Origin of the sequence: Microcoleus sp. LAD1_D3, assembly GCF_036702135.1 — a bacterium.
Taxonomy (GTDB): Bacteria; Cyanobacteriota; Cyanobacteriia; order Cyanobacteriales; family Microcoleaceae; genus Microcoleus.
Genome location: NZ_JAUBSB010000010.1, coordinates 29,091 through 52,411, shown reverse-complemented (window position 1 = coordinate 52,411; position 23,321 = coordinate 29,091). Strand labels below are relative to the sequence as shown.

Genomic DNA, 23,321 nt, shown 5'->3' with positions numbered 1-23,321 from the left:
AACAGTCACCTAATGAATAACTTCGCCAAGTCCAGCAATCAGCCGCAGATTGTCCGCCCTTGAGCGCACGGCCACCCGAAAAAACCGATCGCTCAACTCAGGAAAACTCAAACAATCCCGAATCAAAATCCGGTGTCGTTCCAAGAGACTTTTTTGAATCGAAGAAACCGACATCGACGACTCAACCAACAAGAAATTAGCCGCCCCGGCAAAAGGCTGCAAACCCGGTAAATTAGCCAAACCCTCAAATAGCTCTCGGCGAGCAACAGGCAGCCAATCCCAAGTTTGCCGCTCAAAAGCAGCATCTCGCACCGCAGCAGCAGCAGCCGCCGCCGCCAAAGCATTCACAGGCCAAGGATCGCGCAGCAACTGCCACCGGCGGAGGATATCGGGATGGGCGATCGCACAGCCCAAGCGCAGTCCCGGCAGAGAATAGAATTTAGTGAGCGATCGTAAAATCACCAAATTCGGAAACTCCTCAACAGCATCGATCAAAGTTTCCTGCTCAGAAGGCGGTAGAAAGTCCATAAATGCCTCATCCACCACCACCATACCTAACTGCTTCACATAAGGCAAAATCGCCTCCCTAGCAAACAGTAAACCCGTAGGATTGTGCGGGTTGTTCAGTAGCAAACCTCGTCTAGAGGGGGCATCGAGAGCAAGAGGAACGGGGAGACGGAGAGAAGGGGAGACAAGGGAACGGTTAGAAAGCGACAAATCATCGGTTACTAACTCATTTCCTGCCCCAGCGTCCAACGATGTCAGTTCCAACTGAGATGTTGCACCATGCTCAATTTGTTTAGGAACAGGCATCTTGCCTGTTCCACAAGAAAATTCATTTCTTGTGGAATGGGCATCTTGCCCGTTTTTGACAATGGTGCAAGTTGTGAGTTCCAAAGGACATTTCAGCACCTGCGCCCCGAAAGCCGAAAGAGCCCGCCAGTAATCGCCAAAAGCCGGAGTCACCAAATAAGTCGCCTCCAGCTTCGACAAATCCCAAGCCGCCCAAGTCAACAATTCCGCCGAACCATTCCCGGGCAAAATCCAATCCCGGTCAACATTCAAAGTCTCACCCAAAGCAGTCCTGAGATCCCCATAATCCGGGTCTGGGTAAGCCGTCAGACTGCTCAAGTGTGCTTGAATCGCATTCAAGGCCGACTCAGGAGGGCCCAAAGGACTGATACTGGCAGAAAAATCGAGAATAGCAGAGGCAGGGCAGCCTGCCAGTGTGGCTGCCCAAGCTAAATTCCCACCGTGTACAGGTCTAATCAAGACTCAGTTCGCCAGCTATTCCGCGTTTTTCGGCGGTGCAACTCTGTCCTTAAACAACTTCCCTGCGGAAAATGCAGGAACTCTGGTGGCCGGGATTTCCATCTTGTCGCCAGTTTTGGGATTGCGACCCTCGCGGGCCTTGCGTTCCCGCGACTCAAACGAGCCAAAACCGACCAGCGTCACCTTGTCGCCATCGGAGACAGCTTCCATGATTGCTTCCAGGGCCGCACTCAAAACAGCATCTGCCTGTTTTTTCGTCACGCTAGCCTTTTCCGCCACTGCATCAACCAATTCACCTTTGTTCATTGCGAACTCCTTCTCGATTTGCAAAATTACGTTAAACAGAGTTAGTTCAACTATTAGCTGTGAGTTATCAACTGGATTGAGGTGTGGATTGGGAGGTTGGGGTGGTTCCCGATTGCTCCCGTCCGCTTCCCCGAATCACAACTCCTGCTGAATACCAATTACCCTAGGGTAATTGGTCAGAAAAGGAATTTTTGTTTCTAACTGCTGAAAACCCCACAGCATCTAATTTTCACTGCATTATTCTAAAGTCTTGCCGACCGTTATGGATCGGTGGAACCTTTAATTTATATGGAACTTGCTAATTTTTGTAATTAATCCCAAAATTTAGGTAAAAAAATACCACCTTGGAAACAAGATTTCTCGCCTCGGTGGATTTGAGATCGGAAAAGAAGGAGAAATAGAAAGAATAAAATGTAATTTGTCAAGGGCTAAAGGAAAAGTTTTTTCCTTCTTCCTTCTTCCTTTTTCCCTCTTTCTTTCCTCCGGTGGGGCAGGGCTGTTTCATTTTCCCGAAACCCGCCAGGGGTTTCAACCCCTGGCTAATAGCGAAAGTCGTTTGAAGACGACTGAAAGAGTCATTTATAGTTTTCTTACAGAGGACTAATGAGTTCTTTAGTCCTCTTGAGCGAGGACTTTAGCTTTGAGGCAGGGGTTTCAACCCTGTCGGACTGTCGGGAAAGAGCGTGGAAAGTTGACACCAAGGCCTTTTTCCTTCCTACTGTCTCGGCTGGACGGGCTGACTGCGCTGCAACAGTTGGCGCGCGTCGGGACTGATGTTGTTTTGGTAGCCAAAGTTCGATCGATCGCTATCATCCAAAATCTGCGGTGTCAGCAATACAATCAACTCCGCCCGCTGGTTAGCCTTATTGGTACTCCTGAACAGCGAACCGATAATCGGCAAATCTCCCAAAATCGGAATCTTGTTCGCTGTAACCCGTTCTTCGTCGCGGATAATCCCCGAAACAATCAAAGTCTGACCGTCCCGCAGGCGAATTAGGCCCGATTGCAACGATCGCTCGCCCAGCAGCCTGATGGTATTGGTGTTCGCGCCTGTGGCCAGGTTTTGCTCGCCGCCAGGTGTCCTGATAATCGGGTTCACCCGCAGAGAGACAAAACCGTTATCGTCAATCCGGTCGATCGCCACCCCCAACTGCAAACCAGCCCTGTCTTTGACGGCCGTCACCGTTGTGGTACTTGTATTGCCGGTACTCTGGGTTTGGGACGTGATGTTAGTGATCACCTCATCAGTAATATTCACATTTGCCGTTTCTCCTTCTTGAACCACCAGAGTCGGATCGGTCAAGATTTTGGCATTCTGGCTCTGAATAGTTGCCTGCAACGCCGACAGGAACCTCCTCGGATACTGGAACAGCGGGAACAGACCGAAATCTGCACTTCCTGAGCCGGTCGTCGAGCCTGGAGTGTAATCCGTAATTCCAACTCGCGTGGGGTCATTAGTAACTGGGGCTGTCGGCTGGAGGAACACACCTTTGCCGGGGCCTTCGAGACCTTGACCTGTAAAGGGCACGATACGCCGGCCGTTCGCATCGTAGAAAACATCCGGGGTTCCTAGGGGGTTGCCGATGATCGGTCTAGCGATGGGATCTCCCAGGCCAGCGGGCGGATTGATGCCACCAAAATTGAGACTTGCCACCCCGCCGTCATTGACGAAGAAATTGTTATTAATTCCGAAAGAGAAACTGCTGTTGGTTCTGTTGTCTCCCAACAAGTTGATATCGATCACCTTGACGTTGACAGCGACTTGACGGCGGCGCAAATCTAGCTGCGTCAAGAAAGCCACAGCCATGTCAACTTTGCGCGGATCTCCCACCAAAGTGATGGAATTGAGCCTCGCATCCGCCAGCACCGACAGTCCCCTCAGCAAGAGCGGCCCGGTGCCTTGGGTAGCGCCGATCGCCTTAATATCCGGTTCCCTAATTTCCACATCCCGCGCCGCATTTCCCTGGCCCACGCTTTGAATAGTCACCCGAGTAATCGGCAGTTGACTTTCCGCGCCTTGAGCGCTCAAAAAGTTAGCTGCATCCGTAGACCGAACTTGATTGAGCCGCAAAGTCCGAATGATAATATTGCGTGAGTCGATCGGCAAGCTAGTCCCTACAAAAATCGTCCGCCCCTGGCGGTTAGCTTGCAGCCCGCTGAGCCGCAGCACGTAATTAAAGACATCTTGCACCGACTCATTTTCGATATCCAAAGAAATCTTCGGCCCTTCATCTGAGCCGGTGGCTCCTGGCTGACCAGGCACTGCGGGCTGGCCCGGTTGAGCAGGGGCCCCGCCACCTGTAAAAGCAATGTTCAAGCCCGCAGCGCGGGCCAGCAGAGCCAAAACGTCCCGGACTGGGGCATCCCGCAGCACCAAGCGGGGGATGCGTTCTCCCGAACTCAGTTCAATATTTCCCGCGCCGGGGGCGATGTTAGACACCGCGATATCTCCCAAGGGCGGCGCCACGGCCCGCGGTTGGAAAGGCGCAGCCTGATTGCTCTGGGATTGAATTTCGCTGGGGAGGGGCGGGCGATCGTTCCTGGTAACAGTAACTTCGGGATTTGGCAGCAGCACGCCTGGGTTTTGCGAGGTGCGGACTTGGGGAGCCGGCGGGGGAGCTGTTTGGCTCAGTGGCAGGCCGGGAGGCAGCGGAGGTGCTGTTTGGGCAGACTGTACTGTACCACCCTGTCCGGCAACGCTGAGGACGATGCTTTGGCCTTGTCCCGGAACAATTTGTCCGTTAGGAACTCCGTTGGTGCCGGCTACCACAACGCGGATGCTGTTAGCCTCTACCTGGCTGATTTCTACTGAAGAAATTCCCGGAGCGGGGTTATCTTGACGGAAGCTGTTGCCTTGTGGCAAGCGGAGCTGGGTGTTGATAATTGTGGCTTGGTAAGTATTGCCGTTATTGATGGCGAAAACTTGCGGGCGATCGCCCTTTTCTGTCGCCAGAACAATATTTACGCCATTATTACCTTGACTTACTTGCACTCCTGTGACCTGAGTCGGCGCTGCCAAGACGGGGGCTTGGGCTACCAGAACTCCTGCAACGCTGCATAAGAGTCCTCCACTTAACCGTAGATGCTGTTTCACGTTCTCTCCTCCACTAAACTTTGTTATTTGTTGTTCGCAGTCTTTTGTCGCTAGCTGCTAAACTGACTAAAATATTCTCGCTTCGAGCCTTTTTAAAGGAAGAAGTTATGCCCTTTTCGATTTTTAATTTTCGATTGGGAATAACAGATGACATCAGGGTTAGAAGCTATCCTACAGCAATCCTTGCATCATTTGTGGATTTCTTACTCCCTCCCCTTTGTAAGGGGAGGGTTGGGGTAGGTAAAAAAATTACGACTCCTGCAAGGATTGCTATACAGTTCAATTACTTTTTGAAACAGGTATTAGAAGAACTTAGATTTCAGAGCCAATTTATGAATGCCAGAAAAATATTTTTCTGGCATTCATACTTTTTTGACTTCTACTTTCCATCTTCCAATTTCAACCTTCTGCCTTCTACCTTCTTGTGAAAGAGCGAGTTGAGAACAATAGGTAATATCCGCCAAACAAGCACTACTTAGCACCAGGACTCGGAACTGGAGTTGGCGGTTTTTCTTCTTGCTTTAACGGCAGCAGTGCGTGCAAATCAAAAGCAGTTTTAATTTTAGTTGGGGGCTGCTCCACAGGAACTATTTTCCCTTTCAAAAAATCAACTTCAATTGGCTGATTTGATGCTAGCAATTCAGATTTCAAATTCCTCACTACCAACAGCGACTGCATCAACTCCAAGTTACGCATAAAATTGCGGGTTTGAGCGAAAGTGCCTTCAAACTCTACCTTAAATTTTTTGCGTCTGAGCTTGCCAGCCAGGGACGGCCCAAAGGAGGTATCAGCCAGAATATCAGGGTCTGGAGCTCCCGGCGCGGCGGTTGCTGCGGCTGGGGGCATATCGGGCTCAAATTTGGTAATTTTAGCCTTGAGGTCATCTCCTTGCACGCCGGCGTTGATTCTATTAACCAGTTGGGTCATATCAAGCAAAAGCGTGTTGGCGCTGGCGTCGCTGGCAAACATTGCCGTCACGTTGGCCCGGCGCTGTTTGGCTTCTTCTTGCTTGGCTTCTGCTTCTGCCTTTTTTTGAATTTGAGTTTGCAATTGCAGTTGCGTTTGCTTGCTTTCGCTAATTTTTTGCTTGAATGCGTCGCCTTTTTGGAATTCTGGCAGTACGAACTGGTAGCCGAGGTAGCCCGCAATTCCGAGACCGAGAAGGGCGATGCTGATTGCTTGCACTTGGGGTGTCAGCTTAATGCCGAATATTTCCTGACCCCCTGTTTCTTCTGCTTTTCCGCCACTGGGAATAAACTCATTTGCTGCTGTCATTGTTTTTTCACCTCTGGTTTTTGTGGTTCTAGCACTCCTTTTTCTTGAAGTGTTTCTATCCGTATTGCTAGCCCGTCTGCCTGCTTGCTGCGGAGTTCGGGGAGCAACTCGGAGGCTCCCGTCGGGCTGAGCGTCGTTTCTATTTTATATTCCACCACCGGTCGCAGTTTGGGAAGTTCTGGTGGTGCTGCGTTTTGGTTACGCACTTGTAATTGTGCGGGGTTGTTTTTTAATGTGGCCGCTATCAGTTTGGTATCGGTGTTAAGGAAGAAAGGAGAGCGTTGGACTAGCAGCATAAAGTCGTTAACTTGAGCAAAGGTACTGGCTATCCCTGAAATTTGTACTTTTGCTGCCTGCTGCGGGACGACGGGGACGGGAGCTGCTGCCGGGGGGGGGCTGGCTGGAGACGGGCTCGCCCCTGGGGACGGGCTGGCTGCGGGAGTTGCTGCGGGGGGAGGGGGTGCTGCTGCAACGGGGGAGGGACTGGGGTCGATTTGCTCGATTTTGCCAATTTGCACTCCCGCCGGAGTGCGGGCACTGAGGTCTTGCAGCATCGCCGACCAAGGTTTAATTTGGTCGAATACTCCAGCTAATGCTTTGTATTCGGCGGTAACTTGGTCGGTTTCGGCGTTGATGGCTTTGATGGTGTTGGCTTGAGTGTTTAACAGGGCCAGTTCTTGGTCGATGGCTGCTTGTTCTGTAGCCAACTTGGTATTTTCGTTAGTCGCCCACCACCAGGCGCCCATGACTGCGGCGTTGAGGCCGAAGGCAAACAGCAGCGCCCCAATTAGGGGCAGTTGGTCTTTGGCTCCACCGGAACTTTTTTTAGCGGAGCTTTTGGCTACTGCAACGGGTTTGTAGTCTGGACGGTCGTTGAGAAAATTAATATCTAGGCTGTACATGGCTTCACTCGATTTTATAGCAGAAGGAAGAAGGTAGAAGGCACAAGGTAAAAGGTAGAAGGCACGAGGTAGAAGGTAGAAGGTAGAAGGAAAAAGTGATCTACCGCTTATGTTTCAGCAATTAAGAATGTCCTCACAGTCTTGGCTGTTGCTATAGATTTAAATTGGAAATGTTAGATTTTAGACAGAACCCAAGATTGCTGGTACAAGTGAAGGATTTATTTAGGGAAGAAAGAAACAACTTTCTGGCTTCTACTGAAGGAAGGGGCTGCTTCTACCTCAGATATATTCTACCTTTTACCTTCTACCTTCTCCCTCCAATATTCTACCTTCTGCTTTCTGCCTTCTTCTTTTGGAAGGGGCTTTTACCTAAAATTCTCAAATCGGTTTTTCTCTCATCTAAAACTGTTAGGTCACATAACCTCCCTTAGTCCTAAACCTAGGGCGACTCCTAAACCTGCTCGCTGTTCTGGGGTAATTTCTTGGCTGATTTCTAGCCCTAGGGTTTCGATGGGATCGACTTGAGATGCCGGCAAGCTTAATCTTTGCATAAAAAATTCGTCTAGTTTGCCGATCGCAGCTCCCGGGCCTGCTAGCAGCAGTTGCGCTACTTCGAGTTCTTCGCTCTGGTTGAGGTAAAAGTCTACTGAGCGGCGCAGTTCGTCTGCTAGTTCTCCCAATACTTTAATCATCGCATTTGTTCCCGGATTGGCGTCTCCCGATGCGCCCATTGTATCTGTGACGGGCAGGGTCATGCCTTGCAGTTCGCTGGTGTCTCTGGTTGGCGGCAGGTTCATGGCTTGGTTGAGGGCGGTCTGGATTTGGTAGGTGCCGATCGGGATGGTACGGTTGAACTGAGGTATGCCGTCCACTACTATAGCTAACTCGGTGCTGTCAAATTCAATGGCAGTGAGAACTGCTGCTTCTTGGGAGGAAAATTGTTGCAGTTGTTCTTTGAGGGTGCGGATTAGGGCAAAGCTGGTTACTTCTAGTACGTCTATAATCAGTCCGGCTTCTTTGAAGGTTTCGATGTATGTGTCGGTAACTTCTCTGCGGGTGGCTACTAACACGACTTGCACTTTTTCTACTCCGTCGTCATCTACAAATAGGCCTATTTTTTGATAGTCTACGTCGGCGTCTTCTCTGGGAAACGGCAAGTACAGTCCTGCTTCTGCATTCATGTAATCCCGCAGTTCTTCTTCGTTGAGCTCTGCGGGAACTGGGATGAGGCGGATGACGGCTTCGCGGCCGGGAATGGCTGTGGCTACTCGCTTGGCTTTGATTTTGTTTTCGGCGAGGACGGCGCGTATGAGTTCTGCCATTCCCGGTGGATCGACTATTTGTCCTTCTTGTACTATGTCTTCGGGAACTTCTATTGAGGCTAGGGTGGCTAATTTTAATGTCTGAGCTTTCTTTTCGAGCTGAATGATGTTGATGCGGTCTGGGGCTATTTCGATCCCGATTCCTGGCTGGCGTTGGGAAAGTAGACCTTTGAAAAAGTTAACCATGTGATTGGGTCGCCGGTAATTGCTATTTTTTTCTTTTGTAGTTGGCCAGCCTGATTCAGCGCGCAGGCGTGTTGGAGGGTTGGTTTCCAACTGCCGAAAGAGTGCTGTAATCTCGGTATCCCGCCGTAGCTACGCAGCTCCGTCTGTGTTGCGCGATCGCTAGTTCCGATTTTATGCTATCCAATTTACTTGACAATAGCTATTCTGCTGCGAATGTCAATAAATTCCAGGTCGAGCGACCTAAAACCTGCCGATTCTGCACAAAAACCGACTATCTAGCTCGCGGTGCCCAGCTACAAAACTCTCTCTCACACTCATCGCGCTTGATTCGGGCGATTCCCTACCCTTCGGGAACCCCTGCGGGGAACGGGATAGCTTCGCTTCACGCTTTTTTGTCTAACGGTTCCCATAACTCTCAAATTTTATTCTATGAAACGTAAATCTTGGCAACTGTTTGCTGTTTTTGGGCTGGTGGGGCTGCTGCTGGCTGCTGTGGTGAGTTGTGGCAAGCCGGCTGTGAATTCCCAGGCAAATAATACGCAGGAAATCGAGTTCTGGACTATGCAGCTTCAACCTCAGTTTACTGAGTATTTCAATAAGACGATCGCCGGTTTTGAAGCCCAAAATCCGGGGGTGAAGGTACGCTGGGTGGACGTTCCTTGGTCGGCGATGGAAAGCAAGATTTTGGGGGCTGTTTCGGCGAAAACTGCGCCGGATGTGGTGAACCTAAATCCCGATTTTGCTTCGCTGTTGGCGGGACGCAATGCTTGGCTGGATTTGGATTCTCGGATTCCGCAGCAAGTTCGATCGACCTATCTGCCTAATATCTGGAAAGCTGGCGTACTCGACGGCAAGAGTTTTGGCATTCCTTGGTATCTCACGACTGGGGTGACAATTTACAATACGGAGTTGTTGAAGAAGGCTGGAATTGCTAAGCCTCCTGCTACTTATGCCGAGTTGGCAACTGTTGCCAAGCAGGTGAAGGAAAAGACTGGTAAGTTTGCTTTTTTTGTGACTTTTGTGCCGGAAGATTCGGCGGAGGTTTTGCAATCTTTCGTGCAGATGGGTGTGCCTTTGGTTGATGCTAAAGGCAAGGCTGCTTTTAATACTGCTAAGGGGAAAGCTGTTTTTCAGTATTGGGTGGATTTGTACAAGGGCGGACTTTTGCCGCAGGATGTTTTGGTGCAGGGACATCGCAGGGCGATCGAGCTTTATCAAGCTGGGGAAACTACTTTGTTAGCTTCGGGGCCTCAGTTTTTGAAAGCGATTGCTGAGAATGCTCCGAGTATTGGTGCTGTTTCGGCTACTGCGCCTCAAATTACGGGGGAAACCGGCAAGAAGACTGTGGCGGTAATGAATTTGGTTGTGCCGCGCGATAGCAAGCGCCCTGATGATGCTGTCAAGTTTGCTTTGTACGTGACTAATTCTCAAAATCAGTTGGCTTTTGCTAAGGCTGCTAATGTTTTGCCTTCTACGGTTGAGGCTTTGCAGGACGATTATTTTAAGAACGTTCCGACTGATGCTCCCGCTGCCGATCGAGCTCGGGTTGTTAGTGCTTCTGGGTTGAGTTCCGCCGAGCTATTGATTCCGCCTCTCAAGGATGTTAAGAAGCTGCAAAAGGCGATTTATGACAATTTGCAGGCGGCAATGTTGGATGAGAAGTCGGTAGATCAAGCTGTGGCTGATGCGGCTAAGGCTTGGGATCAAAGGTAGTTTTTAATTGAAGCTGGGGGCGGGATTTTTTTTGATCTCGCCTCTTGCTTTTTTCTTCTACTTGACGTATTATTAAATAATGGGAATCTGTGTCGCCATATATAAGAGCATATATAAGCTTTTAAGTTATTAAATAATTAAATTACCGTCGCTTCACAAGGCGGAGTCGGAGGAGAACTCTGGATAGCTCAATCTCGACTCTTTTAGAAATAAATGTTTTTTGATAAGAACGATCGCTCATCCCAGAAACCGGGGTTCTGTATCCCGTGCGATCGCCTTTCTCAATTCAGCTTGATTGATGATTTGTAGGAATATATAGTGATCCCAAATCATTTGTGAATTTCTTACTCCCTCCCCTTACTAAGGGGAGGGCTGGGGTGGGGTAAAAAATTTACGACTTATGCAAGGATTGCTAGAGCCTGAATTCCTCAAATATTCAGAAATTTGACTTGTGTTAAAATCAAAGCTCAGATCGGAATAGGATAAAATTCTTATGCCAGCGATGACACTCAAAGATTTAAACCAAGTTCAAACCCTTTTTTCCGAAGCGGGTTTAGATTACCAAATTGAACTAGAAGACGGGATAATTTCAGTTATGGGGCCATCAGACATCGTATCCAGTGAAATCAGTAGCCGTCTCATCGCCTTTCTTTTCGCTTGGATAAATCCCCGTCGCTTGGGGAGAGTCTTTGACTCCGCAGGCGGTTTCATTATGCCGGATACGAATGTCAAAGCACCGGATGTTTCTTTTGTGCGCGCCGCCCGCTTGCGCCAAAGCCCGCGTTATTTTGGAGAACTTGTCCCCGATTTGGTGGTTGAGGTTAAATCTCAGAGCGATCGCATTAAGCCTATAGAAACCAAAGTTTTGAAGTTTATAGAACTGGGTGCGATCATCGGAATCCTGATCGATCCTGATGAAGAAACAGTGACTATTTATCGCTCTACAGGTGAACCGACTGTTTTAGGAAATGGCGATATCTTAACAGTAGCAGAACTTTTTCCCGGTTGGGAATTGCCCGTTTCGGAATTGTGGCCTCCTATCTTTACTGAGGAAGAAACACAATTCTGATGCGTTTAAGCTTGGGATTGTTGTTGCAGAAAATAGCCGACGAGATAAAGCGAACCGCAAAGGATTGTTAGGTTGTCGCCTGTAACAGCAGCATCTAAAGCTGTTGTTAAGTCGGGGAAGGCTTGACAGAGAGTTAATTCGGGGCAGATAATTTGAGCGAGGGCTGCTAATTCTGCGGGGGATGATGAGTTGTGATCGGGTACCCGTACTAGGTAAAGTCGATCGCCCTTTTTGAGTAATGCTTTCAAAATATCATCGCAGTCTTTAGTCGCCAGAATGCCGATTACCCAGTTAATCGGTGGTTGGGAACTGTTAAGATTATCGACATATTCACGCAGGGCGATAGCTGCGGCGGGGTTGTGGGCGCCATCAATTAATATGTTGCGGTTTTTCCAAGTTGTCTGCTGGAGTCTTCCGGGCCATTGGGTTTTGGCGATACCGTTTTCGATGGCGGTGGGGGAAATTTGCCATCCTTGGTTTTGGAGAGTTTGCAAAGTTGCGATCGCAATTGCTGAATTCATTAGTTGAATTTTTCCCAGCAGCGACAATTGATATTTTATTTTAACCGCCTTTTGATTTAACTGATATTCTGCGAATCCTTGTCCTAAATCTATTGCTGGTTTTACCCAAGTTGCCGGACAGTCTAATTCTTGAATGCGTTTTTCTACTACTATTCTAGCTGATTCTGGCAATTGTCCGATAACTGCCGGACATTTTGCTTTAAGAATTCCCGCTTTTTCCCCAGCAATATCTGCCACGGTGGGGCCGAGTATTTGCCAGTGTTCCAAACTGATAGAAGTGATGACGCTAGCCAGAGGTGTTTCGCAAACGTTAGTCGCGTCTAATCTACCGCCCAATCCAGTTTCTATGACTGCGATGTCTGTTTTTTGTTCGGCGAAATACAGCCAAGCTGCTGCGGTGATTATTTCAAATTGAGTGGGAGTTTCGGTGTTGTTTTGGGTGGCGGCGACAACTCGTTCTAGACACTGTTGCAATTCTGTTGGGGAAATCGGTTTTTGGTTGATGCAAATTCTTTCTGTCCAATCGATTAAGTGCGGGGATGTGTAGCGTCCAACTCGATAGCCTGCTTCTGTTAGTACGGAAGAGAGATAAGCGCAAACGGAACCTTTGCCGTTTGTGCCTGCAACGTGGATAATGGGTACTTGTTGGTGGGGGTTGTCTAGTTTTTGGAGAAGTTGGTGAATTCTTTCTAAGCCGAGATGGACGCCGAAGTGTTGGTAAGATTGGAGGATGGATTCTGCATTCATTGAGGATGATAAATTCTATTTGTGTGTGAATTATATTTCTTTTATTAACCACAGAGGGCGCAGAGGGCGCAGAGAGAGAAGAAAGAGATAGATATCTAAGAAAAGAGAGGTTTATAATTGATTTATTGTAGTTATTGCGGGTGAAAGAAGGTGGCTTTGGATATTATTTCTCTGTTTTCTGGTTGTGGGGGGTTGGATTTGGGTTTTCGCTTGGCTGGGTTTAATCCGGTTTGGGCGAATGAATATGATAAGTCTATTTGGGATACGTATAATTTCAATAATCCTGAAACTATTTTAGATCGCAGAGATATCAGAAAAATCAAATCTGATGAAATTCCCAACTGTATTGGGATAATCGGCGGCCCTCCTTGTCAAAGTTGGAGTGCGGCCGGGGCGAAACGGGGGATTGATGACTGTCGGGGTCAACTTTTCTGGGAGTATATCAGAATTGTGCGGGACAAGCAGCCTTTGTTTTTTTTAGCTGAGAATGTTAGTGGTATCTTGGCTCCCAGAAACAAGGATGCTTTCACTTATATATTATCGCAGTTTGAGGACATCGGATATCGGGTTTCGTACAAGTTGTTGAATGCTAGAAATTTTGGTGTTCCGCAAGATAGGCAAAGGGTGATTGTTGTGGGCTATCGGGAAACTCTGGGTTTTGGTTTTGAGTTTCCCGAACCGGGAACTGAGGTTTTGACGCTGAAAGATGCGATTTTTGATTTGCAGGCTGCGCCACTGTCAGTTAAGGCTAAATTAGATAATTATCACGATTCTGTCCCAAATCACGAATGTGCGGATTTGGGGTTTTCGAGCATTTATATGTCGCGGAATCGAGTTAGAAGTTGGTCAGAACCTTCGTTTACAATTCAGGCAAGTGGCAGACACGCACCTCTCCATCCTCAAGCTAGTAAAATGCTTTTGGTGGGCAAAGACAAACGCATTTTTGACCCCAATTCGCCTCAGCCTTACCGTCGGCTTTCTGTGCGAGAGTGCGCGAGAGTTCAGACTTTCCCGGATGAGTTTATTTTTAAGTACAAGTATATTGCTGATGGATACAAAATGGTCGGCAATGCTGTTCCTGTGAATTTTGCTAGAGTTTTAGCCAGTAAGATTTTTGAGGATATTGTCATAGGGCATAGGGCAGAGGGCATGGGTGTCAACTGAAGCCGACCATCTACCAGTCGCTAGGGAATGAATTCCACGGGGCTTTTAGCGAAAGTCCTCGCTATGAAGGCTAATCTCAAATCCCGTTGACATCAGAATTATTCATCTCTCTCTCTTCTCTTCCTCTGTGTCCTCTGTGGTTTCATCATTCCGAATTATCTGTCATTGAAACTTAGTTAACTCGCCAAGATTTTGCTGAATCGCATTTGTCCCGCGAATATGAGACAAGGGAGAACCTCCGTACAAAAAGCTGTTTAAGCTAACTTGATAATTTTGTTGAACTGCTAAATCTAGCCATAAATTGTTAATAGCATCTCCCGGTTTGTAGTCGGGAATGTTGTGCTGATAGTAAGGAAAACTGTCTATACAAATATTGAAAAAGTTCTTGCGCCCGCAATGCTTTAAATACTGATATCGCGGTTTGAATTCTGTTTGATTTTCCAATACTGTATATATAGTATCTGCGAGAGATTCTGGGTCAAATTTGGCGTAAAGACCCGCACCTTCGGGGAAAACTGGCGAGTTTCCTCTGGCGTATTGGTTGAATTCTTCAAAACAAATTACTGGTACGTTGCAACTCATGGCTTCGGTAATTCCCCGGTTTTTTCCTTCTAGGAGGGAACCGAGGACGAATGCTTGGGCTCGCGAATAATATGTGGGGATTTCGCTGTAGTAGTCAACTCTTGGCACTAAGTTAATGTAGTCGGAGGGATTGGTTAAAATTGCCTCCACTTGTTGCCATTCTTTTAATGCGTACTCGTCGAGAGTTTTCAGGTTGTTAGCATCAAATTCGTGGCCGGTGACTACTGTTAATTTTATTGGTTTCTGCGGATATTTTTGGCGGTAAACTTTTAAGGCTTTGGCAATAATTGGCAAATTTTTTTCTTCGGAAATTCGGGCGACGGCTAGCAAGTCGATGTCTTTGGCGGGGACGTTGCGCGGGGAAATTAAGTATTCGTTGATGAAGTCGGTGTCTTGCAGTGGTATGATTGGTTTGTGGGCGCGATCGGGATAAGTTTCGCGAAACCATTTTTCTCGCTGCGGGTTTTTGTATAAACTGGAGTAGGCGTCAGCTATGGGGGCCCAGGAGTAGGAGATTCCGGGGGAATAGGTGAAGGAGAAAAATACTGAGGAAAGTTGGGGAAATAGTTTGTTGATGAGTTCGACTGCTTCGCTGAAGTAAATTCCTTTGATGAAACGCCCTTCGTAAAACAGTGGGGGAAGCAAGACGTAGAAACTGACGGTATCGAAGCGGTGGGGTTGGTCTTCAAATATCTCCCAGGTAAAGGCGTCTAAGTCTGCATAAATTTCGGCGATTGGTTTGTTGATGTGGGGGTTGCGTAAATATGGTTTTTGTCGATCGTAGTTTCCGCGTACCATATAATTCTGAGTGTGAGTATCTAGCTTTTTTTATTTAACCGCAGAGGGCACAGAGGAGAAGAGAGATATTCACAAGTCATCTACGGGTTGGTCTAGTGATTCATTGTCGCCTATTGTGAGGGCGAGTTGGTAGATTTGGCGGCGGGGGAGGGATGTTTGTTGCGCTAGCTGGCGGCTGGCTTGGGAACGACTTATGCCTTCTGCAATTAATGTTTGCAATTCTGCTTTAATGGCGTCTTCGGAAAATATTGGTGCGGCTGTTTGGATGCCAGCAATTACGAGGGTAAATTCTCCCTGGGGTTCGCGATTGGTGTAAAGCTCGATCGCACTTTCCATACTACCACGCCAAAACTCTTCGTGCATTTTAGTTAACTCCCTCGCCAGCACAATCTGTCTGTCACTTCCCAAACTATTTGCTAAATCTTGTAAAGTTTGTCGCAATCGGTGCGGAGATTCGTATAATATTATAGTGCGGGATTGTATTTGCAAAGCTTCTAAACTCTGTTGGCGTTCTTGACCTTTCACGGGTAAGAAACCTTCAAATACAAATCTCTCTGTGGGTAATCCTGATGCAGTTAGGCTAACAATGCAGGCGGTAGGGCCGGGAATCGGAATAATGTTAATATTAGCATCGGCGCAGGCTTTGACTAACTCGTATCCGGGGTCAGAAATTCCAGGCATTCCGGCATCGGTGACAAGGGCAATATCTTTGCCTAAAAGCAGTTTGTCGATGAGTTCGGGAAGTCGCTGGTGTTGGTTGTGTTCGTGATAGCTGATTTGAGGAGTTTTGATTTGAAAATGGTGCAAGAGTTTGCCTGTATGGCGGGTATCTTCGGCGGCGATGAAGTCTACTGTTTGCAAGATTCGGATGGCGCGAAAGGTCATGTCTTCGAGGTTGCCGATCGGGGTTCCTACGATGTAAAGTGTTCCTGTATTGGGATTTGCTTGCATTTTAAGATTGGGATTTTTTAACCGCAGATGGGACACAGGTGGGACGCCCATGCCACATATTTAAGAAGATATGAAAACTGGATTGTTTTTGGGATTGGCGACTTTAGATTTAGTTTATTTGGCCGGGAAGCCTCCGGGTGAAAATCAGAAAGTTGTTGCTTCTGATTGTACCATTGCTGCGGGCGGGCCGGCGGCAAATGCTGCGGTCACTTTTAGCTATTTGGGGAATGTGGCGGTATGGGCTGGTGTTTTGGGCACTCACGCGATCGCCCAATTAATTCGTGCAGACTTAGCGGAGTATAATGTCAGGATAATTGATTTGGAACCCGGGCGATCGCACTCGCCGCCAGTTTCCTCGATTATTGTAACTGAAGCAACGGGCGATCGATCGGTAATTTCCATTAATGCTACGAAATCGCAAGTTGACAGTCAAACAATTAACCAGGATATTTTAACATCAGTTAGTATTGTACTGCTTGACGGACATCAAATCGCAGCCAGCAAAGAAATTGCTCAACTTGCCAAGTCAAAAAATATTCCTATTGTCCTCGACGGTGGCAGTTGGAAACCCGGATTAGAGGAAATATTGCCTTTGGTTGAATGGGCGGTATGTTCCGATAATTTTCATCCACCCGACTGCGACAATTCAGAACAAGTCTTTGCTTACCTGTCAGCAGCCGGAATTCCCAATATTGCCATCACTCGTGGCGAACAATCAATTTTATACCTCAGCAATGGCACTTACAGCAGTATAGAAGTACCTCAAATTCAAGCCACAGACACTTTAGGCGCTGGCGACATCTTTCACGGCGCTTTCTGTCACTACATTTTGCAAAATAACTTTACCGATACTCTCACCGCAGCGGCTAAAATCGCTTCCCATTCCTGCAAAAACTTCGGAACCCGCGCCTGGATGAATAAGAGTTAATTTTTAATTAAAATTAACCAAACTATCCGGTTAAAACCACTCAAAGATAGAAAAGTTGAACTAGCAACACCTGTTAAGTTAAAATCCTGACAGCAACCTCGACAAAATTTGTGAACTTCTCTCTTCTCTTCCTTCCTTCGCGCCCTTAGCGCCTTCGCGGTTCGTTAACAAAATTGCTATATTAGTAAGACAAGTTAAAGTCACACAAAACACTCCCAAAACAACATACCCGAATCATGCCTGACACCCAACCCCTAACTATCACCCTTCCCCCTTTGCGGATTACCCTAACAGAACAACAGCAAGTTAACCTAGAATGGCTGACACAAAACTTGCCCAATCTACTCACCCCAAGCAAACAAGAAATTCCCGACAATATGAAACAGTGGGTGGCGGCTAACAAATTATTAAATCAACCAGACGCAGAAATCATTCAAGCCCTAATAAGTACGGGCATAGATGCGGAAACAGCCACCGCAGAAGTTAGGGAAATCTCCTCTCATCCCTACTTCCAAGCAGGCAGTCAGTACGTGCAGTTATTGCAAAAATTAGAATCGCATCTCAGGATTAACACTCAATTAGCTGCATTGTCTTCCAAGTTTGGCACAATCGAACGCAAAAGCAGCCTTTCCAGAGAGTATTTTATCGAAAATTACTACGCAAAAAATACTCCTGTAATTATTACCAATATTATGCACAACTGGAAAGCGTTGCAGTTGTGGACGCCGGAGTATTTGCAAGAAAAATATGGCAATGCAGAGGTACAAATTCAAGCCAACCGCAATTCCGACCCTAATTACGAAATCAAGATAGAAAATCACAAAAAAATTGTTTTGTTCCGCAAATATGTAGAGATGGTTGTCAAGGGCGGGCCTAGCAACGACTACTACATGGTTGCTAACAACCAAACTCTGGAAAGAGAGGAATTTAAACCCCTATTCAACGATATTGAAATTTTCCCAGAATACCTCAATCCAACGGATACAAAAGGCAGAGTTTTCTTTTGGTTCGGGCCGAAAGGCACGATTACGCCACTACACCACGACCCAGTTAATTTAATTTTAGCTCAAGTGTCTGGTCGCAAACTAATTAAATTGATTTCTCCGCAGCAAACACCTCTGCTTTACAATCACGTCGGAGTTTTCAGCAAGGTTGACGGCGAAAATCCCGATTATGACAAATACCCGCTTTACAGAGATGCGAAAATTATTGAAGTGATTTTGGAACCGGGAGAGGCTATCTTTATTCCTGTCGGTTGGTGGCATCATGTAAAATCATTGGAAGTTAGTATTTCGGTTTCGTTTACTAATTTTGTGTTTCCTAATTATTATGAATGGAAATATCCTCATATTAATTGGTAATTGCTAATGTATGGTTCCCAGGGGCGGGCACGGGGGCACCGCCCCTACTGAAATCCCCGTTCATCTGGGTTCATCTGCGGTTAAAAAAAAAGAAATTAATGAAAAATCTCGAAGAAATCAGCGAAATTTCGCGATCGATCGCCTGGAGTGCATCAGATATCCTACAATCCTATTATCGGCAGGATTCCCACAGTCCTAACCTCGACATCCAAGAAAAAAAAGATGGCCCCGTCACCGCCGCCGATGTCGCTGTCAATTCTTACATTCTCGACGAATTGCAGTCGGCTTTAGGGAATGCAGAATTTGGCTATCTCACCGAAGAAACTTACAAATCTTATTTAGAAAAAAACGGTCAAATTCCCTTACCTCAAAGTTGGGTTTGGATTATTGACCCTTTGGATGGAACGCGAGATTTTATTGACAGGACAGGTGAATTTGCCGTTCACATTGCTTTAGCATTCGAGGGGAGACCAGTATTGGCAGTTGTGGCTTGGCCCCAACAGCAAAAAATTTATTACGCAATCCGCGATGGGGGCGCTTTTGGGGAAAGTCGGGACGGTTCTGCGGTAAAGTTGCAGGTTTCTGCGCGAAATAGAGTGGCAGATTTATCTATAGTAACTAGCCGCAGTCACCGGGGCGATCGCTTTAATCAATTGTTACAAAAACTGCCTTGTCAAAATCAACTAGCTGTCGGCAGTATCGGCTGTAAAATTGCGACAATTGTGGAGCAAAAAGCTGATGTTTATATTGCACTTTCGGGAAAGTCTGCGCCTAAAGATTGGGATTTAGCGGCACCGGAATTAATTTTGACTGAAGCGGGCGGTCAATTTACTCGTTTTGACGGTTCTACTTTGCAATATAACCGGGGAGATGTGAGTCAGTGGGGGGGATTGTTGGCGAGTAACGGTTGCTGTCATGCTGCTTTGTGCGGGGAGGCTGAGGGGATTTTAGCAGGGATAGATGGGGGTTTGAAGTAAGTATGATCGCCCCTAAAGATTGTCACGGATAACTCGTAGGGGCGGGTTTTACCAACAATAATTGCCTAAAACCCATAATATAGTAAACCCGCCCCGATCGCAGATATGTATCAAAAATCCCGCTTTTAATATTTCCGTATAATCACACTTGCTATTGAAGTATTTTTGTGTTATGTCATCCACCTCGCGCTGGCTCATTCGTAATATTACTTAATAAAATTCCCCAACTTTATCAAAACTTTAATTACAAAAGTGTTTATAAAGAAAACTTTATATAGATTTTTAGAAAAAACAGTTATGGTTACTACAACCTTCAGAAAGTGTTTCGGACGCAAGTCGCGAAACAGGGGAATCATTGTCTTTTTTTAGCTATTAGTAGGTGCAGTATGCCAAATTTAAATAATCAAGTTTCACCAAGTGTGATCGCCTTTATCGACACTCAAGTTGAAAATTATCAAAGTTTGATTGCCGGGGTAAAACCGGGTACGGAAGTAGTCGTTTTGGATGGGAACCGGGATGCGATCGACCAAATTACTGATATTTTAGCTCTTCGTACCAATATTGACAGCATTCACATTGTTTCTCACGGTGCTCCCGGCAGCTTGCAACTGGGCGACAGTAGCTTGAGTTTAGATGATATAGAGTGCGATCGGGATTCTCTACAGCAATGGTTTTCGCCACAAACCGACTCAAGGAGCAAAAATCGACCTAATATCCTGCTGTACGGGTGCTCAGTAGCAGCAGGCGAGACAGGAAAAGCATTTGTCAAACGCTTGAGTGAGTTAACTGGGGCTAGTGTTGCCGCTTCCCAAAACCTCACGGGAAGTGTAGCAAAGGGCGGCGACTGGGAACTGGAAGTCAGAACCGGGAAATTTGAAACGCCGCTGGTATTTGAACTCGAAGTGTTAGCGGGTTACGAGTATGTTTTGAATAGTTTTGGTGCTGCGACTAATTTTGGCGCGGGGTCAAGTCCCAAAGGTATTAATGTAGGGGATTTCAACGCTGATACCTTCCCCGACTTGGTAGTGACAAACCAGAATGACGACAACATTTCCATTTTGTTAGGGAATGGCACAGGGGGTTTTGGCACGGCTACCAACTTTGTCGTAGGTTCAAGTCCGCTTTACGTCACATCGGGACTATTTAACGATGACAACTTCCCCGACTTAGCAGTAGTAAATAGTAGTAATATCTCAATTCTGTTAGCAAATGGTACTGGTGGCTTCTATTTAGGTAATGATTTCAATGTGGGTAATACTCCCCTTTCAATAGCTGTCGGGAACTTTAACACCGACACTTTCCTCGATTTAGCAGTGGTAAACGCTAATCCTCAAGGTGCTTCTGGTAGCGTCTCAATTTTGTTGGGAAATGGTGCTGGCAGCTTTGGGGCTGCCACTAATTTCAATGTTGGTGCGATTCCTGGTTCCGTTGTTGTAGGCAACTTTAACGCTGACAGTTTCCCAGACTTAGCCGTTGCCAACGGCCTCTCTAATAATGTCTCAATTCTGTTAGGAAATGGCACGGGGGGATTTGGTGCAGCTACTAACTTTGGGGTTGAGCAAGGTCCAAATTCGATCGCCACTGGGGACTTTAACGGAGACACTTACCTCGACTTGGCCACAGCTAATGGCAGCTCTAACAGTGTCTCAATTCTATTGGGAAATGGCACTGGTGGCTTTGGCCCGGCCACTACTGTTAACGCGGGGGCAGAGCTGCAAGGCATTGTTGTGAAAGACTTTAGCGGAGATGGCAGACTTGACTTAGCAGTAACAGGAACCAGCGGCGCTGCAATTTTAGTAGGCAACGGCAATGGCGGTTTTAGTGCACCCATTAACTTTGCTGCGGGGACAAGTCCAACGTCCATTATTGCCGGCAACTTTAATGCTGATACTCTCCCGGATTTGGCAGTAACGAACAACGGTTCAGGTAACATTTCGGTGCTGCTGAATACACCCACTACGGTATCCTTCGTTCCTCCCCAAATAGGTAACACTTACAACGTCACTGAAGGCACGACTGACACACTAATTGATGTCCCGGTTACTATCAGCGGTGGCACTCCCTTAAGTGATGTAACTGTACCAATTGTCATCGACTCCAGTAGCACAGCTACTCAAGATGCAGACTACACTCTTTCAACTACATCCCTTACTTTCTCTGCCGGCACTACTACTCTCACCCAGAATATTGCAGTAACTATTAAAGCTGACAATATCGTTGACAGTAACGAACAAATAGTTCTCAATTTGGGTGCGATTACAGGCGGTGTTGTTGGCGGTACGAGTCAAGCGAAAGTGGCTATATTGGATAGGAATAGTTCTTACTCAATTGTTGCCGACAATCCCACTATTACCGAAGGCAATTCCGGCCAAACTCCTGCGACATTTACTATTACTCGCAGCGGTAGCACGGAACTTTGGAGTACCGTAGATTATGCCATTACCGGCACTGCGACCAACGGCACTGATTACAACAATATCGGCGGGAGTTCTGGGGCAACGGCTGCCACTGGAAAAATTAGTTTTGCTGCGGGGGAAACATCCAAGACTGTTACTTTGGATGTGGTGGGAGATGGCAATATAGAACCGGATGAAACTGTTGCCATTACTTTATCAAATTCAGTTTCACCGGGTGGCGCACCGACTATTGCGACGGCTACCGCTACGGCTACTATCAAAAATGATGACACTGCCGGCATCACTGTCACTCCAAAGGCAATATCAACAACAGAAGTTGGCGGTAAGGCAGAATTTACAGTCAAATTAAACGCTGCACCAACAGCTAACGTTACCATCGATTTGAGTGGTTTCAATCTAGCAGAGGGAACAGTTTCGACTAATAGCTTAACTTTCACTCCCACTAACTACAGTGAACAAACAATAACGGTAACTGGCGTTGACGATGTGGTAGCTGATGGCGCTCAAGTTTACAAAATTGTCACGGCTGCTGCTCTGACTACCGATGTTAATTACAATAACCTCGATCCTGATGATGTCACCGTCACCAACAGTGACAATGAAACTCCGGGAATTACGGTAAATCCGACGGCAGGATTAACTACTGGTGAAGATGGCAGCACTGCTAACTTTACTGTGGTTCTGAATACTCAGCCGACTGCTGATGTGACTATCGGTTTGAGCAATGACAATGTTGCAGAGGGAACAGTTTCGGCTAATAGCTTAACTTTCACTCCGGCTAACTGGAATACACCGCAGCCCGTGACAGTAACAGGGGTTAATGATAGCATTGCTGACGGCAATATTGACTACAAAATTGTCACGGCTGCTGCTGTTAGTACAGATGCGAATTACAGCAACCGAGACGTAGCGGATGTTAGCCTTAGCAATCAGGATAATGATACCGCTGGTATTTCTATTACTCCCACAACAACTGCTACAGAAGGCGGCGCGGCGGGCAGCTATGAGATCAAGTTAACGTCACAGCCGATCGCTCCTGTTACCATTAACTTTAATGCCGGAAGTGAAATAAATGCGATCGCCCCTGTGATCTTTGACAGCACGAATTGGAATGTTGCCCAAACAGTCACAGTCACCGCTACCGACGATAGCAAAGCCGAAGGTACGCACAGCGGGACGATCGCTCACACTGTTACCAGTACCGACACTAAGTATAGCGGCACGGCAATTCAGGATGTAAATGTAGCTATTACCGACAACGACACAGTAGGTGTCAGCATTTCTGCGACGAACACAACTGCTACAGAAGGCGGGGCGGATGGCAGTTATACAGTCAAACTCAACAGCCAGCCGAATGCCTCAGTAACTATCACTCTCACAACAGGTGAGCAGATTCAGGCGATCGCCCCTGTGAATTTCACTCCCCTTAATTGGGATAGTGTTCAAACCGTTACCGTGAAAGCTGTTGATGATACGGTTGTCGAAGGCGCGCACAGCGGTACTATCACTCACAGTGTGAGCGGTGGTGATGCTAAGTATAATGTGGTTGTGGTTCCAGGGGTGACAGTGGCGATTACGGATAACGATGTAGCGCCACCGCCGCCGACTCCGACGCCGACACCGACAACTGGTACGCCGACACCGACAACTGGTACTCCGACGCCGACACCGACAACTGGTACTCCGACGCCGACACCGACAACTGGTACTCCGACGCCGACACCGACAACTGGTAC

The 23,321-nt window shown here is 47.2% G+C and carries 16 protein-coding genes; 7 read left to right on the top strand and 9 right to left on the bottom strand.

Translation table 11 applies throughout. The features are described from left to right. Positions 1-9: 9 nt before the first annotated feature. The 6 genes from QUA74_RS08305 to pilM all read right to left on the bottom strand — a co-directional run bounded on the left by QUA74_RS08305 (position 10) and on the right by pilM (position 8,357). Positions 10-1,272 carry a threonine-phosphate decarboxylase gene (locus QUA74_RS08305; protein WP_333326914.1) on the bottom strand — a complete coding sequence of 421 codons (1,263 nt, stop codon included), beginning with the start codon at positions 1,270-1,272 and terminating at the stop codon, positions 10-12. Between the two features lie 15 nt (positions 1,273-1,287). Next, positions 1,288-1,596 (bottom strand): HU family DNA-binding protein, encoded by a 309-nt coding sequence (locus QUA74_RS08300; protein ID WP_333198661.1) that lies wholly within the window; start codon positions 1,594-1,596, stop codon positions 1,288-1,290. A 697-nt stretch (positions 1,597-2,293) separates the two neighbouring features. After that, positions 2,294-4,672, bottom strand: coding sequence for an AMIN domain-containing protein (locus QUA74_RS08295; protein WP_333326912.1), 2,379 nt, complete (start codon positions 4,670-4,672; stop codon positions 2,294-2,296). Positions 4,673-5,143: 471 nt separating this feature from the next. Then, on the bottom strand, positions 5,144-5,947 hold the full coding sequence (locus QUA74_RS08290) for a pilus assembly protein PilO (protein WP_333326910.1): 804 nt from the start codon (positions 5,945-5,947) through the stop codon (positions 5,144-5,146). Continuing rightward, a complete protein-coding gene (locus QUA74_RS08285) occupies positions 5,944-6,849 on the bottom strand; it encodes a PilN domain-containing protein (protein WP_333326908.1) in 906 nt (301 codons plus the stop codon). Before QUA74_RS08285 ends, QUA74_RS08290 begins: the two co-directional genes overlap by 4 nt. Positions 6,850-7,262: 413 nt before the next feature. Next, positions 7,263-8,357: a type IV pilus assembly protein PilM gene (gene pilM / locus QUA74_RS08280; RefSeq protein ID WP_333326906.1), complete on the bottom strand. Its 1,095-nt coding sequence runs from the start codon at positions 8,355-8,357 to the stop codon at positions 7,263-7,265. A 429-nt stretch (positions 8,358-8,786) separates the two neighbouring features. Between pilM and QUA74_RS08275 the strand changes: the two genes are divergently transcribed. Both QUA74_RS08275 and QUA74_RS08270 read left to right on the top strand, forming a co-directional pair. Further along, positions 8,787-10,070 (top strand): sugar ABC transporter substrate-binding protein, encoded by a 1,284-nt coding sequence (locus QUA74_RS08275; RefSeq protein ID WP_333326904.1) that lies wholly within the window; start codon positions 8,787-8,789, stop codon positions 10,068-10,070. A 493-nt stretch (positions 10,071-10,563) separates the two neighbouring features. Next, positions 10,564-11,139 carry a Uma2 family endonuclease gene (locus QUA74_RS08270; protein WP_333326902.1) on the top strand — a complete coding sequence of 192 codons (576 nt, stop codon included), beginning with the start codon at positions 10,564-10,566 and terminating at the stop codon, positions 11,137-11,139. Between the two features lie 5 nt (positions 11,140-11,144). On the opposite strand, the gene QUA74_RS08265 is transcribed toward QUA74_RS08270, so the two are convergent. Further along, complete coding sequence (locus QUA74_RS08265; protein WP_333326900.1) at positions 11,145-12,407, bottom strand: folylpolyglutamate synthase/dihydrofolate synthase family protein; 1,263 nt, start codon at positions 12,405-12,407, stop codon at positions 11,145-11,147. A gap of 150 nt (positions 12,408-12,557) precedes the next feature. On the opposite strand from QUA74_RS08265, the gene QUA74_RS08260 reads away from it, so the two are divergent. After that, the gene (locus QUA74_RS08260; RefSeq protein ID WP_445302132.1) at positions 12,558-13,571 is read left to right on the top strand and encodes a DNA cytosine methyltransferase; all 1,014 of its coding nucleotides are present in this window, start codon (positions 12,558-12,560) and stop codon (positions 13,569-13,571) included. Between the two features lie 162 nt (positions 13,572-13,733). On the opposite strand, the gene QUA74_RS08255 is transcribed toward QUA74_RS08260, so the two are convergent. Continuing rightward, entirely contained in the window at positions 13,734-14,951 is a 1,218-nt protein-coding gene (locus QUA74_RS08255) for a glycosyltransferase (protein ID WP_333326895.1), read from the bottom strand. A 69-nt stretch (positions 14,952-15,020) separates the two neighbouring features. Beyond that, positions 15,021-15,902: a 16S rRNA (cytidine(1402)-2'-O)-methyltransferase gene (gene rsmI, locus QUA74_RS08250; RefSeq protein WP_333326893.1), complete on the bottom strand. Its 882-nt coding sequence runs from the start codon at positions 15,900-15,902 to the stop codon at positions 15,021-15,023. Positions 15,903-15,972: 70 nt separating this feature from the next. On the opposite strand from rsmI, the gene QUA74_RS08245 reads away from it, so the two are divergent. The 4 genes from QUA74_RS08245 to QUA74_RS08230 form a co-directional block, all read left to right on the top strand. Continuing rightward, entirely contained in the window at positions 15,973-16,830 is an 858-nt protein-coding gene (locus QUA74_RS08245) for a PfkB family carbohydrate kinase (RefSeq protein ID WP_333326891.1), read from the top strand. Between the two features lie 236 nt (positions 16,831-17,066). Then, complete coding sequence (locus QUA74_RS08240; RefSeq protein ID WP_333326889.1) at positions 17,067-18,191, top strand: cupin-like domain-containing protein; 1,125 nt, start codon at positions 17,067-17,069, stop codon at positions 18,189-18,191. A gap of 98 nt (positions 18,192-18,289) precedes the next feature. After that, the gene (locus QUA74_RS08235) at positions 18,290-19,168 is read left to right on the top strand and encodes an inositol monophosphatase family protein (protein WP_333326887.1); all 879 of its coding nucleotides are present in this window, start codon (positions 18,290-18,292) and stop codon (positions 19,166-19,168) included. A 386-nt stretch (positions 19,169-19,554) separates the two neighbouring features. After that, a partial coding sequence (locus QUA74_RS08230) for a DUF4347 domain-containing protein (protein WP_333326885.1) occupies positions 19,555-23,321 on the top strand: 3,767 nt, incomplete at its 3' end.